The sequence below is a fragment of the Desulfovibrio sp. MES5 genome, from assembly GCF_002237645.1.
GTDB lineage: Bacteria > Desulfobacterota > Desulfovibrionia > Desulfovibrionales > Desulfovibrionaceae > Desulfovibrio.
Genome location: NZ_MJUZ01000022.1, coordinates 14898 through 35086 on the forward strand (window position 1 = coordinate 14898; position 20189 = coordinate 35086).

Sequence of the window (20189 nt, forward strand, 5' to 3'; positions counted from 1 at the left end):
CTCCAGTGGCCACCCCTTTGAGTTACTTCACCCATTTTACGGATGCGCGTTTGATGGACGCCAACTTCTGAACTGATTTCGGCTATGTTCTTCCCCCAGAATGGCTGCCAAAGTCACCTTGACCTTAAACGCAGGAGCAAGATTTTCGCCTGGATATGGGGCTCTCCTCCGGTGCGTGAGCAGCTATCCTACCTTTCCGAATTTTGGGGCGCACCGCCCTGCAGGACAGAAGAAGGAAAACATCTATGACATAGGTCTGTTAGCGATTATACCTTAGTCGGACAGTAATGAATGCAACCATCTTTTCGGATGCGTTGCGCATGAGCGATCAGGGGCTTTACAACTATGATGTTAAGGGGTTATTGATATTTTGAGTATGTTTATATAATAATTCGCTATCATGACGCTTTCTGGATATGGTCATTTGCGAACCTCATGCAGAAGTCCAATGATGTGCATGTAAATAATGTTATAGTGATACCACGATAATGAGAATGCTATACGGATAGACATTTAGATTGAAAAATTAAAGGGCCGGACTCCGAATTGACGATACACAAATTCTGAAAAGTAAAGTAGCGTCATGACGTTCACGTACGAGGCATCCCTTTGGGGCCTGTTAAAAACAACTATATTTTATCCAGATCATTGATGTAGCATTTATGCATTTTCAAAGAATATGCACACTGTTAATTTTATCTCTGACAGCCTGTGCTCACAGGGTAATGATAAAATTTTAACGGCGGGCAATTTGATGGGAGCATACCATTGTCATATAAAAAGAGATAACACCCGATGCCATTTCCTCCTATTAATATAGCCGTTTTCCCCAGTGAAGCCGAAAATGCATTCGAGTTGCAAAAATCTTTGCGCTATGCCTCCGGCTTCAAAGTGTTCGGCGCATCCAGTCGTTCGGGACACGCTCGTTTTGTCTTTGAAAATCAATACGATCTCCTCCCAACTATTCAAGATGACAAGTTTATTCCTGCATTCAATCATTTTTTGGTAGAAAAACGTATTGATCTCATTTTTCCCACACATGATACGGTAGTCGTATTTTTTAAGGAAAATGAATCGCGCTTGCGTGCAAATGTTGTTTCTTCTTGCCTCGAAACAGCCAGACTTTGCAGAGAAAAGCGATTGCTGTACGCATTGCTGGCTGATGAAGATTTTTGTCCCGCCGTTTATCCGGACGCCTTGGCGATTCCCCACTACCCGGTATTTATAAAGCCCAATATGGGACAAGGCGCGCAAGGCTGTCTGAAGGTCAGTTCAGCAGACGGACTCTACCTGGCCCTTGCAGGGCAGTCTGACAGCATCATTACGGAGTATTTACCCGGTCTGGAGTGTACAGTTGACTGTTTCACAGACAGGCATGGCAAATTGCTTTTTGTCGGACCGCGTAGCCGTGATGTTGTCAAAATGGGGATCGCCTTTGCGTCTTCATCCGTAGACATCACCCCTGAAATAAAACAGATCGCTGAAACGCTGAACAAGCGCATCCGTTTTCGGGGCCTCTGGTTTTTCCAGATAAAACAAGACAGTTCTGGACGCTGGAAATTGCTGGAAACATCCACCCGCATAGCGGGAACCATGGGGCTTTACCGGCAAACGGGCGTGAACTTTGCCTTGCTTGCGGCGTATGACGCTCTGGGGATGGATGTGGAAATTGTGAAAAATGATGTTCCTGTCACCCTCAGTCGTTCTCTTGCAGAACGCTTCAGCATGCCCCTGGACTATGACTACATATATATGGATTTGGACGACACCCTCATCGTCAGGGGAAAAGTCAACCTTTGCGCCATCGCCTTCATCTATCAATGTCTGAACAACGGCAAGTCCGTCATTTTGCTGACCAGACACGATGGCGAACCGGAATCATACCTGCGCTCTTTCTGCATCCCCCCTTTCCTGTTTGAATCAATCATACATATTTCGCCAGACAAGTTGAAATCCGACTACATCAACCAAGAAAAGGCCATCTTTATCGATAATCTCTTTGTGGAACGCCGCGAAGTACGTGCACGCCTGGGGATTCCTGTTTTTGACGTGGACGCAGTGGAAGCTCTTTTACGTTTATAAACCCAAAAGGATTTGCCATGCGAGTATGTCGCCGCCCTTTCAATTACATATACTTTGACCATTTCAATGGAAAAGTCTGGCTATGCCCGTGGATGACAACAGAAGGCATTATTGGAAATATATTTGAATCTGATCTTCTTTCGCTATGGCATGGGGATAAAGCCACAGCCATACGCGCAAAAATAGCCTCTGGGGACTTTTCCGTATGTCGCCCAGAAGCCTGTCCATTAGTTCAGAACGACAGTATCCCCAACATAAGCGACGAAGAATTACCGCAGATAACCACAGTGACCGATTCTCCGGAATATATAAATCTCGCATATGATTTTTTGTGCAACCAGACGTGCGAAACCTGCCGCAAACAAAAATTCAGGCCGCTGCCGGACTACCGGAAAAAAGTCACTGAAATTGGCCGAAAAGTACTGCCCTACATTAACAAAGCGGGCCGTATTTCCATGTCCGGTCATGGTGACCCTTTTGCCAGCCCATATATGATGCAACTCCTCATGGGCATCGAACCGCAAGCCGCAAACCCGATCATAGAAATAGAAACGAATGGGGTCTATTTTGACAAAAAACATTGGAAAAAAATTTCTCATCTAAGTGGTCGAATAGGCGTTTTCAACGTCACGGTGAACAGCTTTGACCCGTTCACCTACTCCCACATCAGCAAGGGCGGCAACTACAAGAAACTGATGGAAAACCTGGCCTTTGCCGCGCAACTTCATGACGAGGGGCATATCGGGGCATTCCTCATTGGCATGGTCTACCAGGATCGCAATTTCAGGGAGATCCCCACCTTCATCCGTCGAGCCCGAGAAGAATTCCGCTGTGACAGGGTTATCCTCAAGCCAGTATACCAATGGGGCACCATGGCGGAGGATGTTTTCTGGTTCAAGGACGTGCTTAATCCGATGCATCCCTACCATGCGGAATGGCTTGAGATTATGGCCGACCCCATACTTCGGGAAGATTATGTATACGACTTCGGCGGTGGGACTGCCCACCCGGCCCGCCCCTTTCCCGGCCACAGCAAAACAGCATCCGGTGAACGCTCATGAACTCGGCAAAACCTCTGGTCTCAATTCTCATGATGACTTACAACCACGCCGCCTTTATACGGGAGGCTCTGGATAGTTGCCTTGGCCAGAAAACAGAATACCCATTTGAAATAATTGTTTGTGACGATGCCTCCACTGACGGTACGGTGGAGATTTTGCAGGCATACGCCCACAAGCACCCCTCGGTTGTCCTCTCGCTGCAGTCGAGAAATACTAAGGGCGCAAAAAACCTTATGGACGGCATGCAAAAAGTGCGCGGCGTCTATGTGGCCTTGTGTGAAGGGGACGACTACTGGACAAACCCCGGCAAGCTGCAAAAACAGGTAAGCTTTATGGAGGCTAACCCGGATTTTTCCGTATGCTGCCACCGCGTTGAAATCATGTTCGACCCGCCCCTTCCAGCAGGGCGCAAGCAATACGTATACAAAAACTGCAAGTCGGAAGAAGCCCGCATTCGTGAAGGCGTTTTTTATGCGGATGAGGCCATTGCCAATTACTTTTTCCACACCAGTTCTTTTGTTTTTCGCTGGCGCTTTCCTAATGGCTTGCCAGAGTGGTTTACCCCGAGCATGACGTGGGATCAATTTTTGTTCATGTTGCATGCCGTGCAAGGCAAAATAAAATATTTTGATGACGACATGAGCGTCTGGCGCAGACATGAAAGCGGGTACTCTTGGCTGCAAACCATAGACAAAAAATTGTTCTTTGCACAAAAGGGACTGGACTGGCTTGCCGTTTTCAAACAGATGGACGCTTTTTTCTCATATCGCTTTACCCTCCAGATTCGGGAACGGGTACTTCTGGCCTTACGGAATACGGTTGATTTGCTGGTCAGTAACGGCAAGCTTGATACTGTGCGTAACGTGGTGGAGGGATATAGCGAATACTTTGAGAAACCTGTTTTGGAAAATGCGTCCATGCTGGACGCCTTGCGGCTGGCCTTTCCTGAAAAAAACGAATTTTGTCCGCCCTGGGCCGCTCCCCGGGTTTTGCCCCAAAGCGGGGACGAGCCTGCAAAAACCGCAGAATCTCCGCCCGCCGTGCAGGAACCTGAGTATACAGAGCAATGTCGCCCTATCGGCGGTATGTTCGAACCCGCGATAACCCTTTTTCCCGAATCGCCGGAAAGTGTGTGGAACACCTGGACAGACGGACGGGAATACGCTTGTTTTACAAACCCGGATCAGGCTGTGCTGACGTGGCTGTGGGAAAAGGCCGCCAGTCGCCGAGTCTGGGTGCCCAGCTACTACCCCCATTCCACGCGGGATGCTCTCAACCAAGTGGGCATTGGCGAATTTCTGTACGAATGCCGCGCTGACATGACGCTCTCCCACGACTTTCTCGCCTTCGTGGAGCCCGGCGATGCGGTTATTTCTATGACCTATATGGGAAAAAGCGTTTCGCCGGAATTTGAGCAAGCCCTATTGGCACGCCCTGATATTCTATGGCTTGAAGATCGAAGACATGCCCTTTTGCCGGAACGACCATCAAAAGCGCAAGCCGTGCTTTACGACCCGACGGAATTTCTCGGCGTACCCGATGGAGCTATTTTGGTCGGAGCGGGCGTGGCCTGTCTGCAACCGGCCCGCCCTGCCGCAAGCAGTGATTTTTTCGACGAACGGGTCATAAACGGCCTGCGCCGATTCGACCTTGTGTACGACATGAAAAAGGCTTTGCTGGAACAGGCCAAAACAGAAAAACAGTGGGAACTGCCTTCCCAGGCATGCAGCCGCCTTACTCGGGAAACCCTCAAGCGTGTGCCTGTCAGAGAGATGGCCGACCGGAGCAAAGCCAACTGGCGCTACCTGGCCCGCCATTTGGCAACATTCGCTTTCTTCCCGGAGGCGGATGTTGATTTTGCGCCTTGGGGTTTTCCCGTCCGTGTTCCGTTCGCCCAGTCCGCCGCAGTAATTTACACGGCACTGCAAGCACAGGGAATATTTTGTCGAAAAAATTTCACCCCTTATAAAAAAAGCAACCACTCCATAGCCAATATGTTCGCAGCCCGTCTGCTTATACTTCCTTGCGATCATCGCTATGGAAGAGCTGACATGGAAAAAGTGGTCTATTTTGCCAACAGATTCCTGAATGGCACTATTACCCCGGCTGACGTGCAAGCATAGAAGGGGAAGGATATCTTATGCGCCTGGCACTGATGCAGCCCTATTTTTTTCCCTACATCGGCTACTTTCAGCTTATCGCCAACACTGATCTCTGGGTTGTTTTCGATACCGCCCAGTTTTCCCTGCAAAGCTGGATGTACCGCAACCGCATCCTCCACCCAAGCCATGGGTGGCAATATATCAGCCTGGACTTGAACAAAGCCTCTCCCAATAAATGCATACTGGAGACAGAACTGCTTGACCGCAAAAAAAGCGAAGAGAAATTGCTCGGCCAATTGGGGCACTACCGCAAGAGAAGCCCATGGTTCAATAAAGTAAAAGAGCTCGTGCAGGAAAGCTTTGCGACCACGCCCGACAACTCGCTGAGCAGACTGAATGTGATCACGCTTGCCTCTGTGTGCGCGTATCTCAATATTCCTTTCAACTACCGTTTTCTCTCCGAGCTTGCCCTGGAAATCCCGCCTGTGGCCTATCCCGGTCAGTGGCCATTGGAGGTATCTACCCAGCTTCAGGCAAAATGCTACATCAACGCGCCTGGAGGAAAGGCGCTTTTCCATCCCGATGACTTCGCCGCTCGCAACATCGACCTCAAGTTTTTGCCCATGCCGGAATTTGTCTATGAATGCCACCCATACAGCTACCAGCCGCATCTTTCCATCTTGGATGTCCTTATGTGGAACAGCCCAGAATGCATACGGGAATACCTGTTGGCGCCCGTAGCGCTTGAGGAAGCGCCGTCCCCGGCGTAAGTGGTTGAAGCGGCGAGTGTGCCGGAAAAGAAGGAACCTCGGCATGAATCGTGAAATCGGCGGATATATGGACATCAGCGGTAACGCTCCAGCGGAAATGGAAATACTTCCCGGAGCGCTATCTTTCAACTCATGCCGAAATGCGCTGGAATTCCTGATCCGAGAACGCAGGTACAAACGCATTCGACTGCCGGTATACGTATGTGCCGATGTTTTTCAAGCCGTGGAACGTGCTGGCGCCAAGGCACTGCTGTATCACATGGATGAAAACCTCATGCCCGTCGACGTAAGCTTGGATGATATTCCGCTTGTATACGTTAATTATTTCGGTCTGGCTGAGGCGAACGTACACACCCTTGCCCGCCTGAGGCATCCTCTAGTAGTGGATAACGCTCAGGCTTTTTTTTCGCGGCCTCTCCCGAAAGTTGATTGCCTGTATTCTCCCCGAAAATTTTTTGGCGTGCCGGATGGGGGTTTGCTTTGTCCGGGCGAGCCCTTCTCAAACGAGTCATTGGCAAATTTTAACGGCATGCCCCGGGCCGTTTCTTTTGAGCACGGAACATGGCTGTTCAAGCGGGCGGATTGCGGCGCATCGGCGGCCTACGCTGACAGACAAGCCAACGAAGAGCGCATCCGAGGGCTCCCTCCCCTGCGTATGTCCGAATCCACCCGCCATCTACTGGCGGCGTGCAATATAGAATATGCGCACAAGCGGCGGCAGGCGAACTGGCGCACTCTGCACAGGGCGCTCGCCCCTTCCAACTTGGCGCCATCCGTACTGTTGACTGCGGGGGATAGCGGAGCGGCGGCACTTTGCTACCCCTACCTGAACAAAAACGCTGCGTGGCTTCGAGAACGCCTTGCCGAAAAAAAAATTTATATTCCACATTATTGGCCCGGACTTGAAACGATTATCAAGTCTGGCTCGATAGAACATCTTTTGCTGGAAAAACTGCTCCCACTCCCCATTGACCAACGCTATGGAGCGAATGACATGACATATATGCTGGATGTCCTTCGCGGCGTCATAAACACCTGACGCGTACGGAGACCATGTTTATGCAACAGCGCATAGTTTTTTATTCAGGGCATATGTGGCCGGTATGGCAAAATACCTTCTTCGCCAACAACCATGACACGCTTAATAAAGCGGGCGTGGCTCTCATGGGTGAAAGGGATCTGAATACTTTTTCAAACGTCAGAGACTATCTTCTCGCAACGGATGACCCAGCCAAACTCGCTGAAGAAATGCAATCGCTTTTGACCGGGCCTGCGCAAACGGTGCTGGTGCCAGCCTATGAATATATTTTTCAACCGCAAAAGCTGCAAAGCCTATTATATTTAACCCGCAAAAAAAATCCATCGGCCGAAATTATTCTGTGCCATGAAATGGCCAACCTTGCATACACTTTTTTGTATGAGCTTTCTATCTGTTATACGATGCATTTTTACCCTCAGATGTATGACGATATCATTGAACACCAAATTAATTGCATAAAAGGCAAAACAACGAGCTACAGGCATTTTTTGCAAAGATTGAGTACTGGCAGTATAAATTTTTTTAATAATATAGATGTGTTTCCAGTATATTCCAGTCCTGCAGGAATGGAAGAAGGAGTAAAGCACCTGCTGCGGCTTGCGGGACTGGATGAAGAGCTTTTTACAACCTTTGATTTTACGCCTCCCCTTATGGGTGCCCCCCTGGCAGACAAAACAAGAGCCTGGATATACACACTCAAGCAGCTTTTCCGGCGCTTCGGCGCAGCATTTTCTTCCTGGGATCACGAGCAGCGTTTGCTCAATGCGGATGGGGAACGCACGGTTCCTTTCAATGAAGAGTCTCTCGTAAAGCTATATGAAGTGTACGCCGAAGACAAAAAATTATTTCCAGACTTTCCTGTTTGGGGTGACTACGCCCAAAACTTTCGGCTCAAAAAACGAAGGGCCTTGCCTGCCCTTGTTCCTGATGATGCAGCGCAAATGCTCACGCTCCACTCTCAGGGCTGCTCCACGATCCTGACTGAGTATTTTTCAAAGCTTACCCCCCGATACCTCACCGTAGAAGAAAGGGAACTTCTGGCTCCCTGGTTAAAGGGCAGTGCTTATCCAATTTCTTCTCCTGTATCCGGCTCCAAAAAACAAGAGAACGAGTTTACCTACATTGGCGGCACACAGACCACGCAGGCAAAGGTAGCCGTCATAACAGCCACATATAACCATGTGCAGTATATTCGAGAATGCATAGAAAGCGTTCTCGCACAAAACGCGCCTTTTCCCATTGAACATATCATAGCAGATGATGGCTCCACTGACGGAACAGCGGAAATCATCAGGGACTACGCAGCCCGTTACCCTCATATTATACCGATATTGCATAATCCCCACGCAGGTGGAGCTATCAACCATGAAGACCTGTACACCATGACCAGGTCGCCTTATGTGGCGGTATGCGAAGGAGATGATTACTTCAGCGACACGACAAAGCTTCGAACCCAAGCGGAATTTTTAGATAAAAACAAAGATATGGCCTTGTGCTTTCACCCGGTACGGGTTGCTTACGAAAACAATCAATATGAAGACCGCTTTTATCCTCCTTCCTCTATGTTCCCAACTGGGCCAGACTTCTGCTACGACCTCGAAGACCTGCTACGCGGCAACATGATTCAGACCAACGCTGTCATGTACCGCTGGCGCTTTACAAACGGACTGCCGGAATGGTTCCAGTGCGGCTTGCTCCCCGGAGACTGGTACTTGCATCTTCTCCATGCCGAAAAGGGGAAAATCGGATTTATTGACAAAGTGATGAGCGTGTATCGGCGGCATGGTCAGGGCACCTACTGGTCAGCCGAAGTGGACCGACTCGAGCACCGCGCCGCAACTGGCATGAAAGAACTTGAAGTATATGATGTCGTCAACAAACATTTTAACAGACGCTACGAATCCATCCTGTTGGATCTCGTCAACGGCGTCTTCGTGGACTGCCTGCTCTACGATTCAGAACGCGGACAAGACGAGGAGCCGATACTTAATACGCTTACCGACAAGCATCCGCATTTCGCCAGGCATTTTCTGGATTCACTCAAAAATCTCAGTTCGCCTAAAGAAAGCTAACGCGCGCACGCCAACAATGCTGCCACGCCCAAATGCTGCACACTACGAATTTGATAGACGCCCTTGGCGATGTTGGCGCATCATTTCTACAAGTTTTTCAAATTTTCGTTCCAATTCGGCTCGCATAAAGGTTGAGTAAAGACGCAAACTTTCACGCTCATTGCACGAAAATGCATATACTTTATGCAGTAAATCAGGGAAATGCTTCCAGTCATAACTGAGCAAATCCGGTCGCATCATATGTGCAAACATATCCTGCAATTTTGTTAAAGGGGCACTATGTATTATGGCAGCGGGCTTTCCTGCGGCCAAAGCAGTCATGGCGCAATGCAGAGAACTGCCAACATAATATCGTGCGCCGCACAGCACGCTTCCCACTTCCCAAACGTTCAATCCTTCCAGAAGAGTGCATCCATCCAAAAGCGGACATAATGTTTTCATGACAGTATACCGCGTGGGCCCGACAGGCAGCAGCACAACTTCAAGGCCGGACCTTTCTTTAAAATTCTGCAACTCATCATGTATAATCGGCAGCATTTCCTGAGGAATTGAAGTCCAATTGCCATTGAATACAATATACTGATCTTTCTCAAGATTTTTAAGCCGGTTAGCTTTGGCTATTGATTGGAGTTGTCGCTCGTAATCAGGAAAAAGCAGCGGAAAGCACCAACCTATATCCGGAACAAGGTCAACATGCAGATTCATAAAGCACGTCCTTCCCTCAAGCAGCTTTTTACTAAGTAAACCCCGCACTCCAACGTATTCGAGGTGCTCAAGCTCTTGGCGCGGAATTTCGGGGGGCGCTTGCGGAAGAGTTAACACACCAACAGAAAACCAGGCTTTAAATACATCCTTTCTTTTTAGCCAACCCCAGAACGTATCAGACGGAAGCCTTTCCATAGATGAAAGATCATACATCTCACTCCAGACTTCTTTGTCATAGCGGTGGATTACCTCACCACCTACAACAACAATAGCATCGGGTGAAAAAGCATCAAGTGCCTCTTCGGAATACTGATAAAACTGCTCATCGCCTATTGTAGTGGCAGACGGACAGAAAAAACGAAACTCGGCATGGGGTTCCAGGCGGGAAATATACTCGCGGGCAGCAAAGGAAAACAGTATATCACCATAATTTCCAATATCGGCAACAGACATCAAAGCGATTTTCATGAGTAAGCATTCTCTTTTTATTCGTATGCCCTACTTTCAGAGGCAAGGGGTACCTCGCACCATTCCGTCTGCTGGAAACTATCACTTGCAAGCATGTTTGAGATACGACATGGATTCCGGGTCCAGCCAGCACAGGGGAGTTTTGAGTGCCGGATGTTGAAGCATGTGGGCGAATTCTTTAAAATCAGGGTTCTTTTCATCAAAAATGGTTACTTCATCATCATAGTGGAGCGTATTTTTGTCGCGATACCGCCTGGTAAACCTGACCTCTATATCCATAGATCCTGCCCATTCGCTGAATTCAGCCATCTCCTTATAATTTGATTTTTGTATCACAAAGGAAAAAAAGATTTTTTTCAGAAGTCCTTTTTCTCTGCACGCGAGAAGGAAATCAAGATTTTTTATGAGCGTTTTCCACCGGGCGCCACACATGATACGTTCATATGTATTCTCGCGTGCAGCGTTTATTGAAACGATCACTGAATGAATATTTGAAAGAAGATCCAGCTCACGACAATGCTTTTCATTACATAATTGACCGTTTGTATGGAGGAGAAAAAGCTTGTCGGGATAGACTGCTCGGATTCTCTTTATAAGGGTGCGGTAATGACGACTGAAAAAAGGATCGCCATCTCCTGCCATATAGACTGCCTTGGCGTTTTTGACCATCGGCAAAAATACGCTGTCAATTTTGCTATTTAAAAATGCAAGCTTATGATCAGAATTGATAATTCTACTATCCCTGCACATAGTGCAATGAATATTACACTCTTTATCATGGCAAAATTTGACTATAACAGGCGCAGACGGCGCTTCACTATATTCAACACTATGCTCTTCAAGAAAGTCGACAGAGGATATATATCGCCCCTTCGTTGCGCAAACATTCAGATTGCATAACGAGTAGTCGCCCCGGAGCAACATACGCCTGATGGATCGTGCTTGCTCAGAGTTCCAGACATCTTCAAACGGAGAGTCCTCATCAACCGTCCCAAACGGTTTGGCAAGATCCACAGGGCAGCATGCAAAGGCGACAATATCTAAACCATTGTGGCAATACACATGAGTATGCGTAAAAGGAAGTGGACATATCATAACATCACCATTTAATCATTACATACCAGATAGAGAATCATCCTTAACACAAGCCGCAAATGATAACCTTGTGGTTGTAATATTCTGGAAATTCTTTCTTCAAGTAATCCAGCATACGCGGAACATGAACATCTCTGGCAAAAATAACAATTGGTACAGGCTCTTTATTGGGCAATTCTAATTCTGGATGGACAAGATCAAGCCCATCAACTTTCCTGCGTTCATTGCTGGACGCAGGAGCAAGGTTGTCAAGCATGGCTATAGGATGGTTTGCTCTGAACACATGTTTATAGTTTTCGTAGGCAATACCGTGCCCCCAAAAATATATGGGAGTGTTCCCGATGCGTTGCGATTCCCGTTTCAGGGCGGCAAGGCGAAGACTGGTCAGCCTTTCGGCATAGTATTTTTCTATATCTGTTGCAGAAAGAGGTGCATTCACAAGTTGAGAAAACTCCTGCTCACTCACTAATGCTCTTATTCTGACTAATTGTGCACGGCGACAATATTCTTCATAATTACAATCGGCGGAACTCTCTGCAAAAGAAGAAAAAATGAGTGGATGCCCTGCGCCATAAGAGATGTAATCGGCAGAAATATTCATAATTCGCTCTATCGACACAGTAAACGCTGCGCTAGAGTGAATGTCAAAGCCAGAAAAGCCCGTTTCGTTCAAAGTTTCTGCAGGGTCTACCCCCAAATAGGATGTAGGAAGTGAAATCGGTTGAGTTTGGGCGTGGCGTGTGCAGGCTGCTTCATACAATGTGCTGGCCTGTTCGGAGTAGTATTTGCGAAGCAGCGCTCCGGTTTGAGTCAGAATTTTTTCTGGAGGGGTATAATACCAATCGAGAAAAAGCATATTCAACACATTGCCAATCTGCTCAAACGCCATTTTTTTATCAATAACAACACAGCCCATGTTTGGTATTGGGGCATAAGAAAAATATTTATGCTTCTGCATAATGGCAGAAAACAGCAATAAATTGCAATATGATTTTTTTTCTATCTCTGGCAATACAGTGGAATATAGGTTTGAAATCGAACTAAGAGCGATATCATGAATCATCAGCACTGCGTTATTGGCAACAAAAGGCAAAAATGACAGATAGCTTAAAAATTCTCCAGGCAATAAATGGACTGTATCAAGAAGAATAAAGTCGATTTCACCACCGATCTCTTCGATGCAATCGCTGATGTCACAGCCAAAATAGGTTTTCCATGCCGCATGCTTTGAAGCGTCATGGTAGGTTTTTGCAAGATACCCCACTTCAAACTTCGCTTCACAGCCGCGAGAGGTTGCAAGAGCGTCAGGAATTTCTAAAACAGTGTTATAGTCCACCGAATAAAGCGTCGCGTCTGAATGTAGACAATCAAAGAAATGACAAGCACTCCCACCAGCAGCAACGCCTATTTCAAGAACCTTTTTCGGCTTCTTTAATTGTAAAAAAAACTTGAGCAATTGTACGTCAGCATGTGACATAAAAGCGTGTTCATTACCGTTTGACAGAGGTTCTTTTTCTATGCCTGGCACGGTAAAAAGATCTTTTGTATCCGCCAAAAATTGTTCAAAATCGGACATAACAGCTTCCCATTCATAGCTATGACATGTTTTTTACCGTGCCAATTTACCTAATATTGCGAGCCAGTATTTCGGCAATGCGTTGAACATCACCTTTTTGCAGCCCCGGATATAATGGTAGACTGAGTACGCGAGGCGCGATGGAATCAGCAATGGGGCACAAGCATTTTTTACTGATTTCAGGCAAATAGGGCAATGTTGTCAGACTTGGATAAAAATAGCGCCGTGGAAAAATGTTGGCCTCTTCCAACGCGCTTTTGATGAGAAGAAGTTCTGCCTCGGAAGAAAAGAGCACTGGAAAGTACGCATAGTTGTACTGAAGACCGTCTTGTAAAGTCGGGCGGGCTACCCCTTCTTTGGGCAAGAATTCCTCATAATAACCAAAGACTTCACTCCGTGACTGCATTATTTCGCCAATATACGGCAACACTGCAAGCCCCATGGCTGCGTGCAGTTCAGACAATTTGCCATTTATGCCAAGCGAATAATGTTGGTCACCGATATGCCCAAAGGCGTGGAGCAGCTCAATGGCGTGCTCCTGCTCCTCACTATGAGAGACAATACAACCGCCCTCTACCGTATGAAAAAGCTTGGTGGCGTGGAAGCTGCACACGGCATAATCGCCGTAATCCAGCAGGCTGCGCCCTTTATAACGAGCTCCGAAGGCATGGGCTGCGTCATAAATACATACGAGGCTATGATCACTGCAGATACGTTCAATCTCTTCAATGTCGCAAGCATTTCCATAGACATGAACAGGCATAATTCCTGCCGCGTCAGGGTGCCTCTGTAATGTTTCAAGGATTGATTTCGGCGAAAGGCATAATGTATCTTGGTCTATGTCGGCAAAAACAGGAGTGCACCCTTCCCACAGCAGCGAAGAAACCGTAGCGACATAACTGAAAGGTGTTGTGACTACCTTTTTGCCACCGAGCCCTGCTTGCCGTATTGCAAGCATCAGAGCTAAGGTTCCATTTGAGACAGGGTGCAAAAAATCAAGGTTGAGATATTTCTTTAATTCTTTGGTCAATTGCTGACAAAAAGGGCCACGATTGGTGAGGTGCGCTGACTCAAATACTTGCTTGGCATACAGCTCATATTTATCCCACGGGGGTAGAAAAGATTTTGTCACATGAATCGGGGATTCATCCATATCCGTGTTCCCTGACCCTTCTGCATCTTTTGTGCGTAAAATATTCAGTCAATATGCCAAGCCGACACCTATTATGCAATGCAACAGAATGGGCAACAGACTAATAAATTATCTACCCCAATGGCTACTGGCAGAGCGAAAAAACCATCACAGTAAGATAAGTCAATAATCTTAAAATAATTTTTCTTCAAGCTCTGATAGTCATCCCCAAGTATGAACATGCTTTAATCTTTAAACAAACACCCTCATTACTGCCCGGTTGAGAGCATAAAAAAACAAAATCTCCACAGCCTGTGGCATGAGGCATTTACGTAACCCCATACCGCACGAGGAGATCCTGGACCTGAATTACCATGCCCCCGCCAGACGCCATCTCTGAATCCCAGGCATGTTTTCATAATTTTGCATGACGGCACAAAACAAGTACCACCTCGGCCCACAAGATTGAAGTCGTGAGCAAGACAGAAGCCCGCAGACGCGCCACATCGTTTACCACGAACCGGAAGTGGCAATCGGTAAGAGTTTTTTTAACCGCTTTCAGCTTGCGCCCAAAACCAAGGGCGACATTTGCAACGACCCTTGGCGGGTCAAAATTTTCTTCAGGGCGATCAAGGAAAGTCTACACCCAAAAAAGTTCGCTGGCGATGCAACATATACCGTTTGCATTCAGCCAGATACGGCCAGACAGCTTTTTTAAGACCTCATAAATCAAACAGTCTTTGAAAAGAGAATTATTCCGTTTTTCCAGCCTGCTGATGCACACATTGCGTAGTATTCCAGCCGAGCGCGGGGCTTGTGGCGGCAAAGAAGCTCTATCCACTCTGAGAGCGCAATGGAGGGGGCAGCGTACCACTGTGTCCTACGCTTCCTGGGAGATTCTACCTCGCCCAATGATGTATATCATTAATTATATCTCTGTTTTTTTGTAAGTAGAAGGTAAGCGCGCTTGAAAATTCACTTCCCAATAGCCCTTTAAGGATAAGAGTGCTCACAACTTTTTCCAACGAAAGCAAATTAAACAGTCCCAAGATAGTATTTTGCTCTTCTGGTGGCGTTGCCAGCATCTTTTTCCAGAACACGTCTCTAGCCCTTGGCTGATAATACCACATGTACATTATATCCAACAGGTGAGCCATCAGCTGGTTGGCCACTGCAGGATTTTTTTCATTCAGGCTGCACCAGAATGCATATGGATCACGAATCATGCTGTTAAGGCTTTGTTGGGGAAAAATAAGCTCCTGGCGAGTAATATTTTTATATAATTGAATAAATTTACCTTCAAAATCTCGTTTCCGCATCTTCAGGTACATATTCCTGTCTGCAAATCCTTCTATAACGGCAGCAACAGCATCTGAGGAGCACTTTGCAACAATTGCAGCGCAATTTTGCAGAAGCATAATTGGATCTGGCAATCCCATTGTCACAAATCCATACAATAATAATTTCCCCATAACCATAGAAAGCGGTATTGATAATGCGCTTCTGAACAAATTTCCGATAACAGCTTCTTTTGGCAATCCTCTGTAGATATTATGCCCTGAAATATAGGCGCTATTAACCACTGCTATCACTGAATAAACCATAAGCGCATCGTTTTCTACAGTAATTCCCAATAGATTTTGCAGAATCCACAGTCGCACAACCACTTCTAATAATGGAACAGATATGCCGGTGTACAACAATGAATCCGCCATACGATTCCAGCTGACATAATACTTCCATGTTACAAGCATGGATGAAGTGATGCCTCCACCAGCCACGACGGATTGTCCAACATTGCGAACCGCCGTGATTGCAAACCACAACAAGGCCCCAAACCAGGTTAACACCCACCAGTTGCCCACATACCAAAATGCCCATTGAGCGGGTATAAAGCCAGCCAATACCTTAAGGATATTGACAAGATTGCTATTCACCAAGGTGTAGTCATGCGTCCCAATCTGTTCTGGCTCAGCAGCGTCATTGGGGCGCACGTCGCGTCCGACCCCTTGCGAGTCAACACCACCCAAGGTCACAAGATTGCCGTCGTTGCACACTCTGGTTGTTTTCTTCTCCAGCCCCCATCCTCGGGTCACCTGCCCCGATCCCACCCCCATGACGCTTTTCAGCACACGCAAGTACCAAGGCAATGAATGCGGGGGCTCATGATAGTGCACAAATCTATAAACATCTGTGTAAATTGGCAAAGTAAGCCGCTGTGCGTTTTTTTCGCGATGCAGCGACCTGCGGGCCTGCACGGGCAATGTTTCTACAAAAACAATTCCCATCCCATGCGTGCGATGCGAACGGCTGGTTGAGTCTGTTCCAATGCGGGAACCCAGACGTGTGATGGCATAAAGTTCCTGAAACTGCTGGATATTATCTAAAATTTTCTGAAAAAGCCTCTGCCGGTCCGGCGGGCTTTCTTCTCCGTCTATAATCTGCCGGATCACTTGCTTTAAGCGAGGAATGCTGCCCTCATTGATGGCCCGCTGCAGAGAATTGATGGCGCTGAGATGCGCAAGCTCGCCATGGCTCCACTGCCGAAGGTTAAAAAGCTCCAGGTGGGTTATACGCCCGCGACCGCGCCACAAAAGTTCAAGAACATCCTGCGCGGTCAAACCAGCAAGATTAAGCACCATTTGGCAAGGGTGCAGAGGAACGAGGCGCTCCAAAAGAGATTCTGGGGAATGCAGCATGACAGCCGGCAACCTGGAATCCGGCTGCGTTGGAAACACGACATCCGGGTTTGCAGCTGGCGTTAGCCACGTTTCAAGAACATCATCCGGTACAAGCCCCTCGAGTTTCTTTTGAACAGCGCCCAGGCTTTCTGCACGCTCCTGGTCTCCTGCCGCAACGGCGGCAGTCTTTGCCGTATCGCACTGTCGCTGCATCAACGGCAGCCATTCATGACAAATGTATTCTGCAAGATGGAGTGAAGAAGGCTGCCGTTGCCCCATATAGGTAAAAAAGTTTTCTTCCTTCAATGGCGGCACAGGGTCGAGCCCCCACAGCAAGGCCAGCCCCGGCGCATGAACTGAATTCCAGGCGCGCAGCAGCTCAAGCAGATATTTGCCCATCCACTCGTTAACGACAGCATATTCTCCAAGTATAGCGGCAATGTCGGGTCTGTGGGTAAGCTCGGCAAAAGATTTGGGCGCTTCTGTGTTGAGTGGAGACCAAATGAATTCTACAAGCTTGCCCCTAAGCGATGCTTTAAACTCTATGCCGATACGTACCGTAATCTCCATAATACGGGCAGCGCGCAACAATTCGTTTGCCACATCACTATCAACCGTATTGTAATAAATAACAGTGAGAAACCTTATCCCCTTCACCCAAGCGTCCATTACCAGATGCGTGGGAGTTTTGCGCCCCTTGGTGCTTGCATCGTGAACATGATGGTCGAATGCGTGCTGATTCCATTCCTCCGGCATTTCGAGCAGATGATACGCGCCAAGCAATTTTCTTATGATGCGGGGGGTTCCACGTACCGCCCTATGAAATTCGTGCGCAAGGGGCAGTTGCCTGGCCCGGTCTGGGCTTGCCCGCACAAGATCTTTCATGATTTGTATAAGCACCCTGGCCGTATTATGCTGCAGGGGAGAATACACAGAATACAGCACCTCATCATGCAGCCGTCGAAGTGCCTGCAACCTCTCTTCAGCCCCTCCATTTTTGAGGCTTTCGAGCAAAATCATGACAGCCTTTGCCATGCGCAGGCCAGGCGCTGAGGTCATTTCAATAATACCATGCGGGTGCAAGCCAGAATCGGGCTGAAACAGGGCCTTGCTGTGCGTGCGCGCCTCCACAATAGTATTGACGAGATTAACAAGTTTGTAATCCTGCGCGTCAAAAAACCATGCAGGATACCGTTCTTCGCTTTGAGATGCAGTCTTGGCGCGCGGTTCTGTTTCATTGGAAGATAATTTATTTTGCATATGGCTGTAAAAGCGCAAATCGATCCGGCAACAGACCGATTTGCGCTTGGAAAGAGGTTACAGGCATGCCCATTGAGAATCGGAAGGACCAACTAAACACTGATGGCGCCGATCTTTCTGAATTCTTATCCCAGCTGCCATGACATCAGACGAACCTTGCAGAATAGAACTGAACGATGTTTTCAGGCTAACAGCGCAAGCATATGGCAGCTCATAAAATGTGAAGCATTCTAGAAAGTATAGTGGAAGTTGAGCCCGACCTTAAAGATATTCGGATTATCAGGCCGCTGTGCCCACTGCCGTCCATAGCTTTTTCCGTTGGGCGCAGTGTAACTCCATGTATCTTTGTCAAAATCAACATAGAGATATGAAGTTTCCAAAACCAACTTGAGGTTTTGGTAGATCTTGTACTCGGTATCAAGGTTTACTTCCATCGCCCAGTCGTTGGTTGTCAGATACGAACCAATGGCGCCAGTTGGAGAAATACCGTCCACGTCCAAACCAAGGCGGTACTGCGATTCAGCGATCTTCTTGGGCATTTCGGCAGAGTTTGTTCCACGCATGTAAAGAATCTTTAAGCTGTTTTTCAGATCTTTGATAAACGAGATGTCAGTAACTTGCAGCGCCACGCCCCATAATCCAAGGGGCTGATAGGCAAACAATCCGTCGTATGCGCCAGAGGCCAACGTTCCCTTAAAGCCGGTATGCGTATATTCCCAGTTGCCAGAAATGGCTGGCATGCGTTCAGAACCGTTTTTCAGGTTGTCGTCGTCGCCAGAGCTGTACCAGCCAAAAACGCCGGGCTTGCCCCAATCAAGGACATATTCGGCGAGCACGCTGGCAAACCAGCCCTTGCGGTCATATCTACTGGCGTCCAATCCGCCATAACTTGCGGGAAGTTTTTTTACGTCCCCGTTATCTTTCATGTAGTTAAGACTTTGCGCAGAACCGTTGCCAAGTTTACTGCCATACATAAAGTCAAACGCTATAAGAATCGGGTCAAGCTTGGTAAGTTTTGCAGAAAGCCCACCCCACCAGGAGTAGGTTTCCCCGCCGCCATACTCCTGCAGCATGGGCGCCTTGCCCGTTCCGGTGTAAACCCCCATGCCTTCCTGAAATTTTTTGCGCGACGTGCTGACGAAATACTCATCATAGTCTTTGCTCGGGTTGCGTGCCACGCCGTCGCCCATGGCCAGCATGCCAGCCCACGGGGTCAACCGCAGTCCATCAAATTTCATGGGCAGCAGTAAGCCGAAAAAGTCCATCGCGTCATTATCCGGCTCGTCACGATTATAGGTATTTCCGTTAAGATATTTGGTAAATTTGGCGTCTGCCACAAGCGGGTTGTCGTTCAGCAACCGTGCCCACAAGGCAGTAATGGCCAGGTTTTCATTAATCGGCTTGGACGCAACAATGCCTGCCGCATCGTCATCAAGCACAAAGTTGCCGCCAGAGGCGAAAAGAGGGAGCGACATGCCTTGAATGCCCATGCGCACCTTGAAATCCGTATGGGGCATGACCCAGTCAAGATACGCACGCTTCAGTTCGACAATTGAACCATCCGCGCCCAATGCCCCGCCATTGGGAAGGCCCTTCTTTGATGCCAGGCCGTAATAAATATCGCCAATTTCAAAATAAACCGTGCCGGACAAAGCCTCTGAGGCAATCGCCTCCAGTTGCAGACGAATACGGGCGCCTGCCGAGAACTGATCATCATTGGCTGCACCGGCGTTTGTGTTGGCAAATTTGTTATTTGTGGCAACTTCGAATGAATAGCTCCAATAGCCCTTTGCTTTAAAATCGACGGCGTAGGTGCTGCTTACCCCCCCCAAGAGTAAGGCCGCACTTAACAATAGTGTCGTCAGTCGTTTCATCCTGCTCCTCCTTTACAGAAATGTGTGTGGCCAGTTTTTTCGACATGTTTATAGCATTATACATAACAACCTGATGCCCACTGCGATTATGTCCGAACTTTAAAGCGCATAACTACTGTTACAGTGATTGTGCGCCTTATTGGAAATAATAATTTGAAATAAAGAATATAACGAAACGTTATTTTAAGTGCTCCCTTAAAAGAAAATTACCAGTGGCAACATTATGTATGGATTATTGACTTGGCTCATGCCATACTTACACAGAGATTATT

General features: G+C 47.7%; 12 protein-coding genes. 6 read left to right on the forward strand and 6 right to left on the reverse strand.

All coding sequences use genetic code 11. The annotated features are described in order from the left end of the window. The first annotated feature begins 795 nt into the window (after window positions 1-795). Genes BCS36_RS07015 through BCS36_RS07040 form a run of 6 tightly spaced genes read left to right on the forward strand, consistent with a single transcriptional unit; the run spans window position 796 to window position 9126 of the window. Complete coding sequence (locus BCS36_RS07015; protein ID WP_291302193.1) at window positions 796-2082, forward strand: ATP-grasp domain-containing protein; 1287 nt, start codon at window positions 796-798, stop codon at window positions 2080-2082. Between the two features lie 17 nt (window positions 2083-2099). Next, a complete protein-coding gene (locus tag BCS36_RS07020) occupies window positions 2100-3143 on the forward strand; it encodes a radical SAM/SPASM domain-containing protein (protein WP_291302194.1) in 1044 nt (347 codons plus the stop codon). A 29-nt stretch (window positions 3144-3172) separates the two neighbouring features. Beyond that, window positions 3173-5266: a glycosyltransferase gene (locus BCS36_RS07025; protein ID WP_291302195.1), complete on the forward strand. Its 2094-nt coding sequence runs from the start codon at window positions 3173-3175 to the stop codon at window positions 5264-5266. 17 nt (window positions 5267-5283) lie between these two features. After that, window positions 5284-6015 (forward strand): WbqC family protein, encoded by a 732-nt coding sequence (locus BCS36_RS07030; RefSeq protein WP_291302196.1) that lies wholly within the window; start codon window positions 5284-5286, stop codon window positions 6013-6015. A gap of 43 nt (window positions 6016-6058) precedes the next feature. Next, entirely contained in the window at window positions 6059-7054 is a 996-nt protein-coding gene (locus BCS36_RS07035; protein ID WP_291302197.1) for a hypothetical protein, read from the forward strand. 20 nt (window positions 7055-7074) lie between these two features. After that, window positions 7075-9126, forward strand: coding sequence for a glycosyltransferase (locus BCS36_RS07040; protein ID WP_291302198.1), 2052 nt, complete (start codon window positions 7075-7077; stop codon window positions 9124-9126). A gap of 42 nt (window positions 9127-9168) precedes the next feature. On the opposite strand, the gene BCS36_RS07045 is transcribed toward BCS36_RS07040, so the two are convergent. From BCS36_RS07045 to BCS36_RS07070, 6 genes are all read right to left on the reverse strand, one after another. After that, entirely contained in the window at window positions 9169-10299 is a 1131-nt protein-coding gene (locus BCS36_RS07045; RefSeq protein ID WP_291302199.1) for a polysaccharide pyruvyl transferase family protein, read from the reverse strand. Between the two features lie 81 nt (window positions 10300-10380). Next, entirely contained in the window at window positions 10381-11394 is a 1014-nt protein-coding gene (locus tag BCS36_RS07050) for a radical SAM/SPASM domain-containing protein (protein WP_291302200.1), read from the reverse strand. A 43-nt stretch (window positions 11395-11437) separates the two neighbouring features. Further along, on the reverse strand, window positions 11438-12970 hold the full coding sequence (locus BCS36_RS07055) for a class I SAM-dependent methyltransferase (RefSeq protein WP_291302201.1): 1533 nt from the start codon (window positions 12968-12970) through the stop codon (window positions 11438-11440). 46 nt (window positions 12971-13016) lie between these two features. After that, complete coding sequence (locus tag BCS36_RS07060) at window positions 13017-14123, reverse strand: DegT/DnrJ/EryC1/StrS aminotransferase family protein (RefSeq protein ID WP_291302202.1); 1107 nt, start codon at window positions 14121-14123, stop codon at window positions 13017-13019. 878 nt (window positions 14124-15001) lie between these two features. Further along, complete coding sequence (locus tag BCS36_RS07065; protein WP_291302203.1) at window positions 15002-18043, reverse strand: hypothetical protein; 3042 nt, start codon at window positions 18041-18043, stop codon at window positions 15002-15004. 230 nt (window positions 18044-18273) lie between these two features. Continuing rightward, complete coding sequence (locus BCS36_RS07070; RefSeq protein ID WP_291302204.1) at window positions 18274-19917, reverse strand: outer membrane homotrimeric porin; 1644 nt, start codon at window positions 19915-19917, stop codon at window positions 18274-18276. Between the last annotated feature and the right edge of the window lie 272 nt (window positions 19918-20189).